Below are 16793 nucleotides of genomic sequence, written 5' to 3'. Positions count from 1 at the left end.
GAGCCTGGGGCGTCAACCGAAATGGAGGCTCACTCGCTCTTGGTCGTCGTGCTGCGTTCGACGGTGGTGGAACCGGTCGGGGCCGGCGTCACGGTGGTCGAGCCGTAGCTGGGGGTGGTGGTCGTCGTGGTCGTCGTGCTGGTGGTGGATTTGTCGGACCCGCAGGCCGCCAGCAGCAGGGCCGCACCAAGGGCGGCCCCCACACCGGTCAGAAGCGTCTTGCTCATGCCTCTCGTCTCCCATGCAATGCGAATTCTGCCTGGAAGAACAAGGCGCAGCTTGCGTTTGTTCACGCCCTCTTTCGGGTTGCCGATTTCCGCACCACCGGCTTCGCCTTTAGGTAGGGAGCGAGATAGCGGCCGGTATAGCTGCGTTCCACCTTCGCGACATCTTCCGGCGTGCCTTCGGCGACGATCTCGCCGCCGCCGGTGCCGCCCTCCGGCCCCAGGTCGATGATCCAGTCGGCCGTCTTGATGACCTCCAGATTGTGTTCGATCACCAGCACCGTGTTGCCCTGGTCGACCAGCGCGTGCAGCACCTCCATCAGCTTTTCGACGTCGGCGAAATGCAGGCCGGTGGTCGGTTCGTCGAGGATGTACAGCGTGCGCCCGGTGGCGCGGCGGCTCAATTCCTTGGACAGCTTGACGCGCTGCGCCTCGCCGCCCGACAGGGTGGTCGCCGCCTGTCCGATGTGGATGTAGCCGAGGCCGACGCGTTCCAGCGTGTCCAGCTTGTCGCGGATGCCGGGAACCGCCTTGAAGAACTCCTTGCCCTCCTCGACCGTCATGTCCAGCACGTCGGCGATGGTCTTGTCGCGGTAGGTGACTTCCAGCGTCTCGCGGTTGTAGCGCTTGCCGTGGCAGACGTCGCAGGTGACATAGACGTCGGGCAGGAAGTGCATCTCGATCTTGATGACGCCGTCGCCCTGGCAGGCCTCGCAGCGCCCGCCCTTGACGTTGAAGGAGAAGCGGCCCGGACCGTAACCGCGCGCCTTCGCCTCCGGCAGGCCGGCGAACCAGTCGCGCATCGGCGTGAAGGCGCCGGTGTAGGTCGCCGGATTGGAGCGCGGGGTGCGGCCGATCGGCGACTGGTCGATGTCGATGACCTTGTCCAGATGCTCCAGGCCCAGCACCGCGTCATGTTCGGCCGGATGCTCGCGGGCACCCATCAGCTTGCGCGCGACCGCCTTGTACAGCGTCTCGATGATCAGCGTGGACTTGCCGCCGCCCGACACGCCGGTCACGCAGGTGAAGGTGCCCAGCGGGATCCTGGTCGAGACGTTCTGCAGGTTGTTGGCGCGTGCGCCCTGCACCTCCAGGAACTGGCCGGGATGGCCGGGCCGGCGGGTGTCGGGCACGGGAACGAAGCGGGTGCCGTTCAGATACTGGGCGGTGATGCTGTCGGGGTTCTTCTGAACCTCCTCCGGCGTCCCCTGCGCGATGACCGAACCGCCATGCTGGCCGGCGCCGGGACCCATGTCGACCAGATAGTCGGCACTGCGGATCGCATCCTCGTCATGCTCGACCACGACGACGGTGTTGCCGATGTCGCGCAGGCGCTTCAGGGTTTCCAGCAGCCGGTCGTTGTCGCGCTGGTGCAGGCCGATGGACGGTTCGTCGAGCACATACAGCACGCCGGTCAGGCCGGAGCCGATCTGCGAGGCGAGCCTGATCCGCTGGCTCTCGCCGCCCGACAGCGTGCCGGATCCGCGGCTGAGCGTCAGGTATTCGAGGCCGACGGCGTTGAGGAAACCAAGGCGCTCGTTGATCTCCTTGAGGATGCGGTAGGCGATCTCGCGGTCCTTCGGGCGCAGATGCTCGTTCAGTTCGCTGAACCACGCACCGGCGCCGGCGATGGACAGCTCCGCCGCCTCGGAGATGTTGCGGCCGCGGATTTTGACCGCAAGCGCCTCCGGCTTCAGGCGGGCGCCCTTGCAGACCTCGCAGGGTTGCGACGACTGGTATTTCGAGAGCTCGTCGCGCGTCCAGGCGCTGTCGGTTTCGCGGAAACGCCGCTCCAGATTGTTGACGATGCCCTCGAACGCCTTGTTGGTCTGGTAGCGCCGCAGGCCGTCGTCATAGGTCATGGTGATGGCAGACCCATCCGAGCCGAACAGGATGGTCTTGCGCACCGTCTCCGGCAGATCCTGCCAGGGCGTCGTCATCGACGCATCGAAATGCTCGCAGATGCTCTCCAGCGTCTGGTCGTAATATTTGGAGGTCGAACCGGCCCACGGCGCGATGGCGCCCTTGGCGAGGGTCAGTCGCTCGTCCGGAACCACCAGCATCGGATCGAAATAGATCTTGCTGCCCAGCCCGTCGCAGGCCGGGCAGGCGCCGAACGGGTTGTTGAAGGAGAACAGCCGCGGCTCGATCTCCGGAATGGTGAAGCCGCTGACCGGGCAGGCGAATTTCTGCGAGAAGACGGTCTGCTCGTTGGTCTCGGCATTCTCGACCCAGACGATGCCGTCGGCCAGCCCCAGCGCGGTCTCCAGCGAATCGGCCAGACGGTTGCCCAGCCCCTCGCGGACCACGATGCGGTCGACCACCACCTCAATGTCGTGCTTGAGCTTTTTGTTGAGCGCCGGCACCTCGTCGATCTCGTACATGGTGCCGTCGACCCGCACGCGCTGGAAGCCGCGCTTGCGCAGGTCCTGGATTTCCTTCTTGTACTCGCCCTTGCGGCCGCGGACGAAGGGCGCCAGCAGCAGCAGGCGCGTGCCTTCCGGCATGCCCAAGATGCGGTCGACCATCTGGCTGACCGTCTGGCTTTCGATGGGCAGGCCGGTGGCCGGCGAATAGGGGATGCCGACGCGCGCCCAGAGCAGGCGCATGTAGTCGTAGATCTCCGTCACCGTGCCGACGGTGGAGCGCGGATTCTTGGAGGTCGTCTTCTGTTCGATGGAGATGGCCGGCGACAAACCCTCGATGGAATCGACGTCCGGCTTCTGCATCAGCTCAAGGAACTGGCGCGCGTAGGCCGACAGGCTCTCCACATAGCGCCGCTGCCCCTCGGCATAGATCGTGTCGAAGGCGAGCGACGACTTGCCCGATCCCGACAGGCCGGTGATGACGATCAGCTCGTCGCGCGGCAGATCCACATCGACGTTCTTCAGGTTATGTTCCCGCGCGCCGCGGACGCTGATATACTTGTTCATGGAGTGTTCTTTTACCCGAAGCTTTTCCGGATGGAAAGCGGCAAGGCGCCGCGACGCATGACGAAAATCGGCCGGCAGAGGAAATGGCCCCCGCCGCCAGTCGGCTGACGATATATGCGCCAAGCGCGGTATTGCCACCGGCGCCCCGCGCGGGTCGGTCATGACCAGAAGGGCGGAACGGCCCGGAACCGCTTCCACAGCTCGGGCAGCGCCTTGCGCCGCTTTTCGGATTGGCGCTCAATCCAGGCGGCCACCGCGCCGCCCGTCTTCGGATCGGCGCCGGTCAGCGATGCGAGCATGCGGGCGCTGGTAACGGCGTCCTGATCGGCGTCCAGCGCCGCCTGCAACTGTTCCAGCGCCGCGAAGAAGGGCAGGGTGGCCGCCTCCGGATAAAGTCCCCGGAAGAAATCGGCGGTATAGCGCAGCGTGCGCAGCCGCCGGCGCAGCTTGTCGCGCCCCTTGGCATCCTCCGGCGGTTTCGCCGGCTTGCCGAGCTTCGCCATGCGCGCAGACAGCCAGCCGCCGGCAAGCGTGGTGACCGGCGCCGACAGCACGGCCCGCCGGTCGGCGTCCGCCTCCGACATCCAACGGCCATGCTCCAGCCACGCGGCGAGGCCGAGGACCGTGTTGGTGCAGCCGGGCGCCAGAATCGCCGCCATCGCTTCGCGTGCCGGACCGGCCCCGGCGGAGCGGGCCAGCGATTCCAGCCGCTCCAACGCCGTGCGGTCGATGCCCGGGGCCGCCTTCGGATCGGCAAGCAGAGGAGCGAGGACGCCGGACATCAGCACGTCCCAGCCGCGCGCCGGTCCCAGCCTCTTGGCGAGCCCCCGGCTTTCCTCGACCAGCCGGTCGGCTTCCGGCGCGGCGATCAGCGGAGCGAAGAGGCGATGGGCGGTGCGCAGCCGGCGAAGCGCCACGCGCATGCGGTGCAGCCCCTCCACGTCGCCGCCGGCCAGCGCACAGGACTCGTTGGCAAGGAACTGGCGCAGCGCCTGACGCAGGATATGGCGATAGGCCTCCGCGACCGTGGTCAGCGGCGACAGGCCGAGTGGTTCGGCTTCCGCCGGTCCCGGCGCCCTGCCGGTGACCATCCGCAGGCCGGCCTCCGCCTTGCTTTCGGTGCCGATGCGCATGGGAATGGCGGATTGCAGCATCAGCGCCAGATCGAACAGGCTGGCGACCTTGCCGGCCTTCAGCTCCAGTTCCACTTCGCTGATTGGCAGGGAGTTGCCGCCGGCATAGACGCCGCCGTCATCGACGGCCAGTTCAACCGCGGTCAGCGGATCGGGGCGCAGCAGCAGAGTGGTGCGCCGGAAGTCGGTGATGAACAGGCAGTCCAGTGCATCGAGCGCCGCCGCCGGCACCAGCCCGGCGACGCTGGGATCCGTCAGCACGCCGACATCGACCGCCTCTCCGGCGACGACCCACTCCCATTCCCGCCGCACGGCGACGGCGGCCGAATCGCCGGGGCTGGCGCTGTTGACGGTCTTCAGGGTCTGGACGAAGCGGTCGCCCTCCTGCCGCACGCGCAACGCCACCCCGTTGGCGGCGAGCTTGAAGTCGGGCGTGTCGAAATAGGCGGTGCGCAGCCTTTGGGTCGCTGCCGGGCCGTCGGCAATCGCCAGCAGCCCCGGCAGCGCCGCCACCCGTGCCAGATCCGCCGTCGCCGCATGCAGCTTCAACTCCACCTCGCGGAACGTCGATGCGGCCGGCTGCGCGTCGGGTCCGGGCTGCGGGCTGTTGGGCGGTGCCGTGGGTGGGCTGACGGGGGTCAAGGGGCGGCTTCCTCCCGAATCCGGCCGGGGCACGGCCTTGCGGCCGAACTGGCCTGGAGCGTATCAGGTGGATCCGTGGATACTCCAACCGCCGCCGCAGGTTAAGAGAGTTTACGCGGCTGCACAAAATCCGCCAGCCGGCCGGCGCCCATCTCCAGGTCGGCCCAATGCAGCGTCTCGAAGACCAGAACGGCGCAGGCGCCGGTCGGGAACTTGTCGGCCAGATCGTGGCGGAGGCCATGGTCGCCGCTGCCGGTCAGGGCGTTCGCCAATTCGTGCAGGTCTGGATTGTGCGCCACCAGCATCAGGCCGGTCGCGGAATCGGGAGCGTCGCGCAGCCTTTCCAGCAGCGTGTGGGAGCCGCACAGATACAGGCCGCGTTCATGCTCCACCGGCGGATAGGGCGTACCCATCGCCGTCATCACCCGCTTGCGCGTTTCCACGGCCCGCACGGCGGTCGAACAGAGCACGAGGTCGATGTGCGCGTGATGCCTGGCCAGATAGGCGCCGACCAGGGTGGCCGCCTTCTCTCCGCGGGCGTTCAACGGGCGGTCATGGTCGCCCAGCGACGGATCGTCCCAGGAGGATTTGGCATGGCGCAGCAGGAACAGCGTCTTCATGGTGGAAATCGGCCGGCAGGGGAGGGGCGAGGGGGCAGGCGGCGGGATCGGCGAGGCGGGAAGAGGTCGCAGTGTTTAACCAAATGGGAGTCCTGAAACCGTAACGCATATGGGATACTCTGTCTGCCCACCATATAACCGTCGTCGGCATGGTTCAAAGCCAAGCGCCGGCGTTCGGGATTTCACGATTTCAGAGGTCGACGTGACGCATCTCCAGGAACTCGATTCGGTCGGTATCGAGCCAAACGCCCCGGAACGCTTCATCAATCGGGAGCTTTCGTGGCTGGCCTTCAACCAGCGCGTCCTGGACGAGGCGGCCAACCCGAATCATCCGCTTCTGGAGCGGCTGCGCTTCCTGTCGATCTCCGCCAGCAACCTCGATGAATTCTACATGGTCCGCGTCGCCGGCCTGAAAGGGCAGGTGGCCGCCGGCGTGAAGACGCCCAGCCCTGAGAATCTGACGCCGGCCCAGCAACTGGTCGCGGTGAAGCAGCGCATCGCCGCCCTGATGGAGAGCCAGCAGGCCACGTGGCGTTCGCTGAAGGGTGAACTGCGTGGCGCCGGCATCTCGGTCGTCGATCCGGCCGACCTCAGCGAAGGCGAACTGGACTGGCTGGAAGCCAAGTTCCTGGACGATATCTTCCCGATTCTGACGCCCATCGCCGTCGATCCGGCCCACCCCTTCCCCTTCCTGCCGAATCTGGGATTCTCGCTGGCGCTCCAGCTGCATGACCCGGTCAAGGGCCGGCACATCGACGCGCTGGTGCCGCTGCCGACGCAGCTTGAGCGGTTCCTGCGCCTGCCGGGTTCGGACATCCGCTTCATCCAGTTGGAAAAGGTGGTGATGCAGTTCATCGACCGCCTGTTCCCTCCGTTCCAGGTCAAGGCGCACGGCGTCTTCCGCGTGCTGCGCGACAGCGAGATCGAAATCGAGGAAGAGGCGGAAGATCTGGTCCGCACCTTCGAAAGCGCGCTGAAGCGCCGCCGCCGCGGCAGCGTCATCCGGCTCGCCACCGACAGCGGCATGGCCGCCGACCTGCGGGAGTTCCTGCGGCATGAGCTGAACGTCGCGTCGGACGATGTCTTCATCCTGGATGGGCTGATCGGCCTGACCGACACCAAGCTGCTGATCGTCGACGAGCGGCCCGATCTGGTCTTCCGCCCCTTCAACGCCCGTTTCCCGGAACGGATCCGCGATTTCGGCGGCGACTGCTTCGCGGCGATCCGCCACAAGGACATCGTCGTCCACCACCCGTACGAGTCGTTCGACGTGGTGGTGCAGTTCATCCGGCAGGCGGCGCGCGACCCGCAGGTGGTCGCCATCAAGCAGACTCTCTACCGCACCAGCAAGGACAGCCCGATCGTCGCCGCGCTGATCGAGGCGGCGGAGGCCGGCAAGTCGGTCACGGCTCTGGTCGAGCTGAAGGCCCGCTTCGACGAGGAGGCGAACATCCGCTGGGCGCGCGATCTGGAACGCGCCGGCGCCCAGGTGGTCTACGGCTTCGTCGATCTGAAGACCCACGCCAAGGTGTCGCTGGTGGTGCGGCGCGAGAAGAAGGCGCTGCGCAGCTACGTCCATTTCGGCACCGGCAACTACCACCCGATCACCGCGAAGGTCTACACCGACCTGTCCTTCTTCACGTGCGACCCGGCGCTGTGCCACGACGCCGCGGTCATGTTCAACTTCATGACCGGATACGCCACGCCCAAGGTGCTGGAGAAGATCGCCATCGCCCCGATCACGCTGCGCCAGCGGCTGTCGGACCTGATCGAGGCGGAAATCGCCCATGCCGTCGCCGGCCGTCCGGCGTCGATCTGGGTGAAGCTGAACTCCCTGGTCGATCCGGTCATCATCGACAAGCTGTACAAGGCCTCGCAGGCCGGCGTTCAGATCGACATGATCATCCGCGGCATCTGCTGTCTGCGTCCGGGGGTGAAGGGGCTGTCTGAGAACATCCGGGTGCGCAGCATCGTCGGCCGCTTCCTGGAACATGGCCGCGTCATCTGCTTCGGCAACGGCCACCCCATGCCGAGCAATCAGGCCAAGATCTTCATCTCCTCCGCCGACTGGATGACCCGCAATCTGGACCGCCGCATCGAGACGCTGGTGCCCATCGAGAATCCGACAGTGCACGAACAGGTGCTCGACCAGATCATGGTCGCCAACATGAAGGACGATGCAAGCACCTGGAAGCTGGGGCCCGATGGCGTGTACCATCGCATCAAGGCTGGCCCCGATGCGTTCAGTGCCCATAATTACTTCATGACCAACCCCAGCCTGTCCGGCCGGGGCAGCGCGCTCAGCAATAAGCGCACGCCGCCGCGGCTGATGCTGCACACGGTGTCCTGAGGGCGGGTGACGGGAGCGAGAGTATGAACATTGAGAAACGCGCCGCCGCCAATTTCGGCGAGCTGGGGCAGGCGGTCGGCAGCGCTTCAGGCGTTGCGACCGCCGGGGAGCGCGTTGGAGACCGGGTGGGTGTGATCGACATCGGGTCGAACTCCATCCGTCTCGTCGTCTACGATGGGCTGACCCGCTCGCCGCTTGCCCTGTTCAACGAGAAGGTGCTGTGCGGTCTCGGGCGCGGCGTGGAGAAGGCCGGCGTGCTGAACCCCGACGGCGTCGCCCAGGGGCTGGCGGCGCTGGAACGATTCGCGACGCTGGCCCAGGGCATGCGCGTCGGCCGGCTCGACGTGATCGCCACCGCCGCCGTGCGCGATGCCCGCGACGGTGCCGCCTTCGTCGATGCCATCCGACGCCGGGCCGGCCTGACCGTCCGCGTCATCAGTGGCGAGGAGGAGGCGCGGTTGTCGGCCATGGGCGTGCTGTCGGGCACCCCCGGCGCGGACGGTCTCGTCGGCGATCTCGGTGGCGGCAGTCTGGAACTGGTCCCTCTCGACCGCGGCGTGATCGGCAGGCAGGTGACTCTGCCGCTCGGCCCGCTGCGGCTGATGGAGGTCGGCTCAACCAAGGGCGGCCCGGCCAAGATGATCGACCAGCATCTGGAATCGCTGCCCTGGCTGCCGGCGATGAAGGGGCGGCCCTTCTACCCGGTCGGCGGCAGCTGGCGCGCCATTGCCAAGCTGCATATGGAGCAGTCCGGCCACCCGCTGCACATCATCCACCACTACACCATCCCCTCCGCCGACGCGCGGGAGTTCACCGGCCTGATCGGCCGGCAGAGCCGCTCGTCGCTGGAGAAGATGGCGGGATCGCGCCGCCGGCTCGACACGCTGCCTCTGGCCGGGCTGGTGCTGGAACGGCTGCTGCGCATCGCCCAGCCGTCGAAGCTGGTCTTCTCCGCCTACGGCCTGCGCGAGGGGCATCTCTATTCGCTGCTCTCGCCGGAGGGGCAGCGCGAGGATCCGCTGATGGCGTCGGCCGCCGATTGGGCGCGACGCTTCGTGCGGATGGGCGATCCGGCCTTGCTGATGTCCTGGACCGCCGGGCTTTTCGCCGGCGAGGACGACAACGCCATCCGGCTGCGCCATGCCGCCTGCCTGCTGAGCGATGTCGGCTGGGCCGACCATCCCGACTACCGGGCGGAGCATGCCTTCCTGCGCGTGCTGCGTTATCCGTTCCCGGCGCTGGACCATGACGAGCGCGCTTTCCTCGCGCTTGCCGCCCATGCCCGCTATGCCGGCACCATCGACGTGCCGCTCACCGCACCGGTGCGGACGCTGGTGAGCGAAGGGCAGGGCATGAAGGCGCTGGTTCTGGGTCTGGCCCTGCGCCTTGCCCACACGCTGTCGGGCGGCGCCACGGCCTTGCTGGAGCGCACGAGCCTGAAGGTCGGTGATGGCCGCATCGTGCTGACCCTGCCCGACGACGGCAGCGTCCCGTCCGGCGAAGCGGTGCAGCGCCGCATCGACGCGTTGGCCAAGGCGATGAATCTCAAGGGCGATGTGGTCCAGCCGCTGCGGCCGCAGGCGGCGGAGTAGGGCCGGAGGAATAGGGCAGGGCCGGACGCCGGTGAATGGCATGCGGCCCTGCCCGTTCATGTCCGGGTGATCACGTCCGGGTGATCGAAACGCCGCCGTCCACCAGCAGCGCGGTTCCGGTGGTGAAACTCGACGCGTCCGACGCCAGGTAGAGCGCCGATTGCGCGATCTCCCGTGGAGTAGCAAGGCGTTTCAGGGCGTGAAGCCCCTGGACGAAGGCCAGCGCCTCCGGCGTGTTCGACACGGCCCGTCCCATCGGCGTATCGGTGCCGCCCGGCAGCAAGGCGTTGGCGCGGATGCCCTGCGGTCCGTATTCCGCCGCGATCACCTGCGTCAGACCGATCAATCCGGCCTTGCTGGCGGCGTAGGCGGCCATTCCGGGAAAGCCGACGGTATGGCCGACGAAGGTCGAGGTGAAGATCAGCGATCCGCCGCCGCGGGAAAGCATCGCCGGAATCTGGTGCTTGGCGGCATGGAAGGCACTGGTCAGGTTGGTATCGATCACCTCGTGCCACATCTCCGCCGTCATTTCGGGAAGCGGAACCTGCGCGCCGGTGGTGCCCGCATTGTTGAAGGCGACGTCCAGTCCGCCGAACCGGCGGATGGCGGTTTCGACCGCGGCGCGTGCGACCTCGGCATCCGCGACAGTGCCGGCCACGGCGACGGCATCGCCACCATTGCTCCGAATCTCGTCCGCCAGCCGTTCCAGTTCGTCACGCCGCCGGGCCACCAGAACCAGTTGCGCGCCGTGCTCGGCGAACAGCAGCGCCGCCTCGCGCCCGATCCCGGAACTGGCACCCGTGACGATTGCAATCTTTCCGTCCAGCTGTTTCATTGCCATTCTCCCATGCGGTGAATGGCCCGAAAGTCGCGAAACCGGTCCGGTTCGGGCTATCCGATTCTTGCTTTCGAATTCGCAAGGCCAAAGCGGACAGTAGCGGCTTTATTTTCCATAACCTAACTTATGTGTTTTTTGCGTGTAGGCGCAAAGTCAGAATGTCAGTCCCTCGCAACATAGAAGTGTCAGTCTTCCGTCGGGTTTTCGACGGCTGGGAGTCTCAAGCCCAAGCCCGTCTCACTGACACTCCTATTTTGCGCAAACCACTGACACGCCCGGTCGCAACATCATTCGCTCGCTTGGGATGGTTCCCAAGAACATGCCCCGTAAGCATGCATGGCTGGGTCGTTGTGGGTTGACCGGTTGCGGCATGGCGGATGACCGATGCGTTGCCCATTTCCGGCCTCGCAACTTCGGATCCGGATGGATGATGTCGTCGAATAACCAGCCCACCCCGCCCGATCAGCGCCAAGCGGTCCTGTCTCAGCGCCGAAATCTCAAGATGGCCGAATCCGCTCACGCCTATGTGCGCGGCAGCACCGTGAAGTTTTACGAATGGCTGGAGCAGTCCAGCGGCCGGATCCCCGACGGTCCGCCGGTCTGGATCTGCGGCGACTGCCATGTCGGCAACCTCGGGCCGGTCGCCAATGCCAAGGGCAGGATCGGCATCCAGATTCGCGACGTCGACCAGACGGTCGTCGGCAACCCCGCCCACGACCTGATCCGGCTCGGCCTGTCGCTCGCCACCGCAGCGCGTGGGTCCGACCTGCCCGGCGTCACGACGGCGCTGATGCTGGAGCGGATGATCGAGGGCTACATGATGACCCTCGACGGCGAACTGGGCGGCGACGCGGTGCGGAAGAGGCCGTCGGTCGTCCGCGTCGGCATGCGTCAGGCCATCGGCCGCACCTGGAAGCATCTTGCCAAGGACCGCATCAAGGACATCCGGCCGACCATCCCGCTTGGCAAGCGGTTCTGGCCGCTGACCGACGAGGAGCGCGCCGCCGTCGAGGATCTGTTCGCCAAGGATCAGGTCCGCCGTCTGGTGACCGCCCTGCACTCCCGCGACGACAATGACCGGATCGAGCTGCTGGATGCGGCCTATTGGGTGAAGGGTTGCAGTTCGCTCGGCCGGCTGCGGATCGCGGTGCTTCTCGGCGTCGGCGAGGGTCATTACGACGAGGGCGGCCTCAGCCTGATCGACATCAAGGAGGCGGTCCAGGCCGCAGCACCGCGTGCCGCCAAGAACGGCATGCCGCGCGACAATGCGGAACGCGTGGTGACCGGCGCGCAGAATCTCTCGCCTTATCTCGGCGACCGCATGCGCCCTGCCCGCCTGCTCGACCGCGCCGTCTTCCTGCGCGAGCTGCTGCCGCAGGACATCAAGCTCGACTTCGATCATCTGACGCGCGAGGAAGCGACCCGCGTCGCCTTCTATCTGGCCGCTGTGGTCGGCAAGGCGCATGCCCGCCAGATGGACGAGGCGACGCGCAAGTCATGGCGCGGCGAACTGGCGCGCAACCGGACCAAGAGCCTTGATGCTCCGTCCTGGCTGTGGTCCAGCATCGTCGACCTGATCGTCGGTCACGAAGCGGCCTATCTGGAGCATTGCCGCCGCTACGCCGAACGGCCGGACGCCTGATCGGGAAGGCGACGCGCCATTTCAAGGCAGGCGTCGCGGTCCGGTTGGAAATCCTCGGCGATCCACCAGGCCTCGACGCGCTTCAGCGTTCCGCCGACCATCGGGCCGCGCGGAACGCCAAGCTCCAGCAGGTCGCGACCGGCAATCGGCAGCCTCAGGCCCGGCAGGTCGTCGGCCACCGACAGGGCCTTGCGCAACGCACCCAAATCCAGCGGACCGTCATGGATGGCGGCGGCGATCAGCAACAGGTCGCCGAACAGCTCCGCATCGCCGACGCGGTACAGCGCCTGACGCAGGGCCTTGCGGTCGTCCGCTGGCGCCACCACGACCGGCGGTTCGACCAGGGCCAGCAGGCGGTCCCGTTCGTGTTTGGACAGGCGCAAAGCGTCGGCAGCCCTGAGTGCACCCGGCCTGTCGCTGTCCAGCACGGCGGCCAGCCGGCGGGTGGGGTCGGGCGTCAGGCCGAGATCGCGTTCCACGGCGATCAACCGCTCCAGCCGGCCGGTGTCCATCGCCTCCGGCAGCAGATGGACCATGATCCCCTGCCCCATCATCAACCGCCAGACCGAAGCGGCGCAGGGGGCGGTCAGCAGGCGGAACAGTTCCCCCCGCACCCGTTCGCCCGACAGCGTCGGCAGGCGCGGTGCCAGGTCGCGGCAGGCGGCCAGCGCCTCGGCATCCGGCTCGCCACGGCCGTAATGGGCGTGGAAGCGGAAGAAGCGCAGCAGGCGCAGCACATCCTCCTCGATCCGCCGTCGGGCTTCGCCGACGAAGCGCACATGTCCGGCGGCGAGGTCGGCCAGACCGCCGAACGGGTCGAACATCGCCCCATCGGGCGTGCAGCTCAGCGCATTCATGGTCAGGTCGCGGCGGGCGGCGTCTTCGATCCAGTCGTCGGTGAATTCGACACGGGCATGGCGGCCGAAAGTCTCCACATCGCGCCGCAGCGTGGTGATCTCGTAGGGCTTGCCGCCGCACAGCGCGGTGACGGTGCCATGGGCGAGGCCGGTCGGGATGACGCGGATTCCCGCCGCCTCCAGCAGTTCCATGACCCGCTCGGGCGGCGCATGGGTGGCGATGTCGATGTCCTTCACCGGCCGGCCGAGCCACGCATCGCGCACGCAGCCCCCGACGAATCGCGCGTCGGCACCGCCCGATGCCAGGGCATCGAACAGCGCGAGGCTTTCGGGAGCGGTCATCCAGGGCTGGGGCGACAGGCGTGCGGCAACGGTCATGGCGCGCGACGCTATCCGATTCCCGGTCCCCATTCCACCGCCGTTGGGTTTGGGGCCTTCGGTTTTGGCACCGTCAGTCCGCCCCCTCCCCCGTTTCGCGGGCGGCAGCACCCAGCACGTCGCGCAGGTTCACCAGCATGCCGGCGGTCGCCCCCCAGATGTAACGCTGCGGATAGGGGAAGGCATAGAACCAGCGCGGTTTCCCCAGAAACTCGCGGCTGTGGCGCTGCGGGTTCGACGGGTCGAGGATGAAGGACAGCGGCACCTCGAACACCTCGGCCACCTCGGTCGGGTCGGGCGTCAGGATGAAGGGCGGCGTCACCACCCCGACCACCGGCGTCACCCGGAACCCGGTGCGCGTGACATAGGTGTCCAACCGGCCGACAATCTCGATCCGGCCACGCTCCAACCCGATCTCCTCGGCCGTTTCTCGGAGTGCGGTTTCTTCCGGAGTGCCGTCCTCCGGCTCCATCCGGCCGCCGGGGAAGCTGATCTGGCCGGCATGGGCGCTCAGCGTCGCGGTGCGCTGGGTGAAGATGACGGTCAGTTCCTCCGGCCGGTCGACCAGCGGAACCAGCACCGCCGCCTCGCGCAGCGTGGAAGGCTGTCCCATTTCCGGATTGAGGTCGTGATCGCCCCGGATCTTGGCGGCATGCTTCGGCGCCGTCCGGTTCGACAGGACGGCACTCTCTACCGCCGCATCGGTGCTCATCGCCGGCAAGCGCCGGCGGACTTCCTCCAGGCTCAGTCGCCAGGCAGCCTGCCCAGCGTGAAGAAGACCTTGTTGCTCCATAGACCCACCTCGGACTCGCCGGTTTCGGTTTGGCGCGTCTCGCTGCGCTCCACCATGTCGTAGAACACGGGCCGCAGGATCAGCGCCTCAAGCCGGCTTCTGATTTCGATGTAGGGTGCCGGCTCCCCGGTTTCAGGGTTAACGGCGACGCGGATCGAATGTTCGGGGCCGGCCTCCACCCAGTGATCGAGGTTGGTACGGAAGGACAGGACCTGATCGGCCCCGCTGCCCGTCACGGTCATCTCCACCGCGACGAAAGGGGCGTCGTCCACGACGATCCGGCCGCGCTCGACAGGCGTGATCAGCCAGTAATCGCCGTCGTCGTCGCGCTTCAGGACGGTGGAGAACAGCTTCGCCAGTTCGATCCGGCGGATGGGATCGCCATTGTGGAACCAGGTGCCGTCGCGCGCAATGCGGATGTCGTACTGCTCCAGCGTCGGTGTCCGTCCCAGCGCCACCGGCAAGTCGGACGGCAGAACCGGCGGCGTCTCCGGAACGGTTTGTCCATCTGAGCGCTTGTCATTCGCCATCGCGTTACCGACCTTCATAGGATTGGGAACCGCTTTGTCCCCGGACATGCGCATTTTCGCCACACTCGGCCGCTAGGTCCACTCCAATGGTCCTGGCGCCACCACCCGTCCGGCGGCACATCCGGCGGCGGGATTCGGAAAATGGGTGTCGACAAGGTGCCGGAACAGGGCCAACCATGCGGATCCCGTGTTTCGCGTCGCGGAATCCTGCGACCATGACACCGATCGGCCCACCATCGGGGAGCAGCAGACCTTGAGCGCACAGGACATCCTGAGGGGGCAGCCTCCCGTGCCGGAGGACCCGCAACGGCTGATGGAAGAGATCGAGGCGCTGGGCGACCGCCTTGCCTCCGTCCGCGACCGCATCGGCCGCGTGATCTTCGGCCAGCAGGAGGTGATCGACCGCACGCTGGTCACCCTTCTGGCCGGCGGCCATGTCCTGCTGATCGGCGTTCCCGGCCTTGCCAAGACGCGGCTGGTGGAAACGCTGGGCACCGTGCTGGGCCTCGCCGAAAAGCGAATCCAGTGCACGCCCGACCTTATGCCCGCCGACATCCTGGGTTCCGAAGTGCTGGAGGAGGGCGACAACGGACGCCGGTCCTTCCGCTTCCTGCCCGGTCCGGTGTTCAGCCAGCTGCTGATGGCCGACGAGATCAACCGTGCCAGCCCGCGCACCCAGTCGGCCCTGCTCCAGGCGATGCAGGAGCACCGGGTGTCGGTCGCCGGCCAGTACCACCCCCTACCCCAGCCCTTCCACGTGCTGGCGACCCAGAATCCGCTGGAGCAGGAAGGCACCTATCCGCTGCCGGAAGCCCAGCTCGACCGCTTCCTGATGCAGATCGACGTCGATTATCCCGACCGCGAGGCGGAACGGCGGATGATGATCGCCACCACCGGGGCCACCGACGAGCGCGCGGTGACGGTGCTGTCCGCCGCCGATCTTCAGACTGCACAGCGCCTCGTCCGCCGCGTGCCGGTCGGTGAAGGGGTGGTGGACGGCATCCTCGACCTCGTCCGCCGCGGTCGGCCTGAGACGTCGGAGCTGATGGAGGTGCGCCAGCATGTCGCCTGGGGCCCCGGCCCGCGCGCCAGCCAGTCGCTGATGCTCGCCGCCCGCGCCCGTGCGGTGCTGGACGGCCGCCTGTCGCCATCGCTGGACGATGTCGTTGCGCTGGCCAAGCCGATCCTGAAACACCGCATGGCGCTGAACTTTGCCGCGCGGGCCGACGGGGTGACGCTTGACGACGTCATCGACCGCCTCTGCGCGCCCCTGGCCTGACCCCTCGAAGCGGAGCCGCAATGCCGCGCAGCCCAAACTCCCCGCAAAAAGGCCAGCCGCCGGGTCAGCTGTCGAACACCCTGCTGGCGCGGCATCGTGCGGAGGAGCTGGCATCCACCCTGCCTCCGCTTCTGGTCGCGGCGGAGCGGGTGGCGGCGACCGTCGCCCAGGGCGTGCATGGGCGACGCCGCGTCGGGCTGGGCGAGACCTTCTGGCAGTTCCGCCGCTACCAGCCGGGCGACGCCCCGTCGATGATCGACTGGCGCCAGTCGGCCAAGACCCAGCCGGTCTATGTCCGCGAGAATGAATGGGAGGCGGCGCAGAGCGTCTGGCTGTGGCGCGACCGCTCCGCCTCCATGGATTTCCGTTCCGTCGCCGGGCTGCCGACCAAGCGGGAGCGGGCGGATCTGCTGACGCTCGCCACCGCCGTGCTGCTGGCCCGCGGCGGCGAGCGGGTCGCCCTGCTGAACAGCGGCGTGCGTCCCGACCACGGCAAGACCGCCATCGACCGCATCGCCCGGCTGATGACCGACCCGCGTGCCGCTGCCGCGCCCGACCCGCTGCCGCGGGTGGAACCCCTGCCCCGCCATGCGCAGACGGTTCTGTTCGGCGACCTGCTGTCCCCCCTGCCGGAAATCCACGCCATCGTTGCCGGTCTCACCGGGCGGGGCCTGCGCGGCCATCTGGTCCAGATCCTCGATCCGGCCGAAGAAACGCTGCCCTATGACGGCCGTATCGATTTCCACGGCCTGGAGGGCGAACAAAATCTGCTGGTCCCCCGTGTCGAGGCCGTCCGCGACGCCTACCGCGAGCGCCTGAAGGCGCAGCAGGACGGGCTGGCGGCGCTTGCCCGCACCGCCGGCTGGAGTTTCGCCGTTCATCGCACCGACCGTTCGCCGCAATCCGCGCTGCTCACCCTCTGGGGTGCGATGGCGATGGAGGCGGTGTGACGCGCCGGCCTACCCCTTCTCGCCCCTCCCCC

The 16793-nt window shown here is 67.5% G+C and carries 13 protein-coding genes; 5 read left to right on the top strand and 8 right to left on the bottom strand.

The features are described from left to right. Window positions 1-29: 29 nt before the first annotated feature. The 4 genes from VH569_RS16005 to VH569_RS15990 all read right to left on the bottom strand — a co-directional run bounded on the left by VH569_RS16005 (window position 30) and on the right by VH569_RS15990 (window position 5552). On the bottom strand, window positions 30-227 hold the full coding sequence (locus VH569_RS16005; protein WP_200198396.1) for a hypothetical protein: 198 nt from the start codon (window positions 225-227) through the stop codon (window positions 30-32). 62 nt (window positions 228-289) lie between these two features. Then, a complete protein-coding gene (gene uvrA / locus VH569_RS16000) occupies window positions 290-3157 on the bottom strand; it encodes an excinuclease ABC subunit UvrA (protein WP_423316225.1) in 2868 nt (955 codons plus the stop codon). A gap of 158 nt (window positions 3158-3315) precedes the next feature. Next, window positions 3316-4932, bottom strand: coding sequence for a CHAD domain-containing protein (locus tag VH569_RS15995; RefSeq protein ID WP_423316224.1), 1617 nt, complete (start codon window positions 4930-4932; stop codon window positions 3316-3318). Between the two features lie 101 nt (window positions 4933-5033). Beyond that, on the bottom strand, window positions 5034-5552 hold the full coding sequence (locus tag VH569_RS15990) for a SixA phosphatase family protein (protein WP_423316223.1): 519 nt from the start codon (window positions 5550-5552) through the stop codon (window positions 5034-5036). A 202-nt stretch (window positions 5553-5754) separates the two neighbouring features. Here VH569_RS15990 and VH569_RS15985 point away from each other — a divergent pair, with 202 nt between their 5' ends. Together VH569_RS15985 and VH569_RS15980 are read left to right on the top strand one after the other, a co-directional pair. Then, window positions 5755-7902: an RNA degradosome polyphosphate kinase gene (locus tag VH569_RS15985; protein ID WP_109050081.1), complete on the top strand. Its 2148-nt coding sequence runs from the start codon at window positions 5755-5757 to the stop codon at window positions 7900-7902. A gap of 23 nt (window positions 7903-7925) precedes the next feature. Then, window positions 7926-9494, top strand: a complete 1569-nt coding sequence (locus VH569_RS15980; RefSeq protein WP_423316222.1) for a Ppx/GppA family phosphatase — start codon at window positions 7926-7928, stop codon at window positions 9492-9494. A 70-nt stretch (window positions 9495-9564) separates the two neighbouring features. Here VH569_RS15980 and VH569_RS15975 read toward each other — a convergent pair whose 3' ends face one another. Then, window positions 9565-10329: an SDR family oxidoreductase gene (locus tag VH569_RS15975; RefSeq protein ID WP_423316221.1), complete on the bottom strand. Its 765-nt coding sequence runs from the start codon at window positions 10327-10329 to the stop codon at window positions 9565-9567. Window positions 10330-10759: 430 nt separating this feature from the next. On the opposite strand from VH569_RS15975, the gene VH569_RS15970 reads away from it, so the two are divergent. After that, a complete protein-coding gene (locus VH569_RS15970) occupies window positions 10760-11974 on the top strand; it encodes a DUF2252 family protein (RefSeq protein WP_423316220.1) in 1215 nt (404 codons plus the stop codon). Here the strand turns inward: VH569_RS15970 and VH569_RS15965 are convergent. From VH569_RS15965 to VH569_RS15955, 3 genes are all read right to left on the bottom strand, one after another. Continuing rightward, the gene (locus VH569_RS15965; protein WP_423316219.1) at window positions 11950-13209 is read right to left on the bottom strand and encodes a CCA tRNA nucleotidyltransferase; all 1260 of its coding nucleotides are present in this window, start codon (window positions 13207-13209) and stop codon (window positions 11950-11952) included. The genes VH569_RS15970 and VH569_RS15965 overlap by 25 nt on opposite strands. Before the next feature lie 73 nt (window positions 13210-13282). Continuing rightward, window positions 13283-13921: a CoA pyrophosphatase gene (locus tag VH569_RS15960; protein ID WP_423316218.1), complete on the bottom strand. Its 639-nt coding sequence runs from the start codon at window positions 13919-13921 to the stop codon at window positions 13283-13285. A 32-nt stretch (window positions 13922-13953) separates the two neighbouring features. After that, window positions 13954-14532 carry a DUF1285 domain-containing protein gene (locus VH569_RS15955; protein ID WP_423316217.1) on the bottom strand — a complete coding sequence of 193 codons (579 nt, stop codon included), beginning with the start codon at window positions 14530-14532 and terminating at the stop codon, window positions 13954-13956. 313 nt (window positions 14533-14845) lie between these two features. Between VH569_RS15955 and VH569_RS15950 the strand changes: the two genes are divergently transcribed. Both VH569_RS15950 and VH569_RS15945 read left to right on the top strand, forming a co-directional pair. After that, window positions 14846-15811, top strand: coding sequence for an AAA family ATPase (locus VH569_RS15950; RefSeq protein ID WP_199235535.1), 966 nt, complete (start codon window positions 14846-14848; stop codon window positions 15809-15811). 20 nt (window positions 15812-15831) lie between these two features. Beyond that, window positions 15832-16761 (top strand): DUF58 domain-containing protein, encoded by a 930-nt coding sequence (locus tag VH569_RS15945; protein WP_423316216.1) that lies wholly within the window; start codon window positions 15832-15834, stop codon window positions 16759-16761. The last annotated feature ends 32 nt before the right edge of the window (window positions 16762-16793 follow it).

The organism is Azospirillum sp. 11R-A, assembly GCF_049472615.1.
Classification (GTDB): domain Bacteria; phylum Pseudomonadota; class Alphaproteobacteria; order Azospirillales; family Azospirillaceae; genus Azospirillum; species Azospirillum palustre.
Note: the sequence above shows the minus strand (reverse complement) of the source record. Positions and strands in the feature narration are given on the sequence as shown.

Bases quoted from the DNA above. Each gene is read 5' to 3' on its own strand.
- VH569_RS16005 (WP_200198396.1), bottom strand. From the start codon at position 227: ATGAGCAAGACGCTTCTGACCGGTGTGGGGGCCGCCCTTGGTGCGGCC.
- VH569_RS15970 (WP_423316220.1), top strand. From the start codon at position 10,760: ATGATGTCGTCGAATAACCAGCCCACCCCGCCCGATCAGCGCCAAGCG.
- VH569_RS15980 (WP_423316222.1), top strand. From the start codon at position 7,926: ATGAACATTGAGAAACGCGCCGCCGCCAATTTCGGCGAGCTGGGGCAG.
- uvrA (WP_423316225.1), bottom strand. From the start codon at position 3,157: ATGAACAAGTATATCAGCGTCCGCGGCGCGCGGGAACATAACCTGAAG.
- VH569_RS15960 (WP_423316218.1), bottom strand. From the start codon at position 13,921: ATGAGCACCGATGCGGCGGTAGAGAGTGCCGTCCTGTCGAACCGGACG.
- VH569_RS15955 (WP_423316217.1), bottom strand. From the start codon at position 14,532: ATGGCGAATGACAAGCGCTCAGATGGACAAACCGTTCCGGAGACGCCG.
- VH569_RS15990 (WP_423316223.1), bottom strand. From the start codon at position 5,552: ATGAAGACGCTGTTCCTGCTGCGCCATGCCAAATCCTCCTGGGACGAT.
- VH569_RS15950 (WP_199235535.1), top strand. From the start codon at position 14,846: ATGGAAGAGATCGAGGCGCTGGGCGACCGCCTTGCCTCCGTCCGCGAC.
- VH569_RS15965 (WP_423316219.1), bottom strand. From the start codon at position 13,209: ATGACCGTTGCCGCACGCCTGTCGCCCCAGCCCTGGATGACCGCTCCC.
- VH569_RS15945 (WP_423316216.1), top strand. From the start codon at position 15,832: ATGCCGCGCAGCCCAAACTCCCCGCAAAAAGGCCAGCCGCCGGGTCAG.
- VH569_RS15975 (WP_423316221.1), bottom strand. From the start codon at position 10,329: ATGAAACAGCTGGACGGAAAGATTGCAATCGTCACGGGTGCCAGTTCC.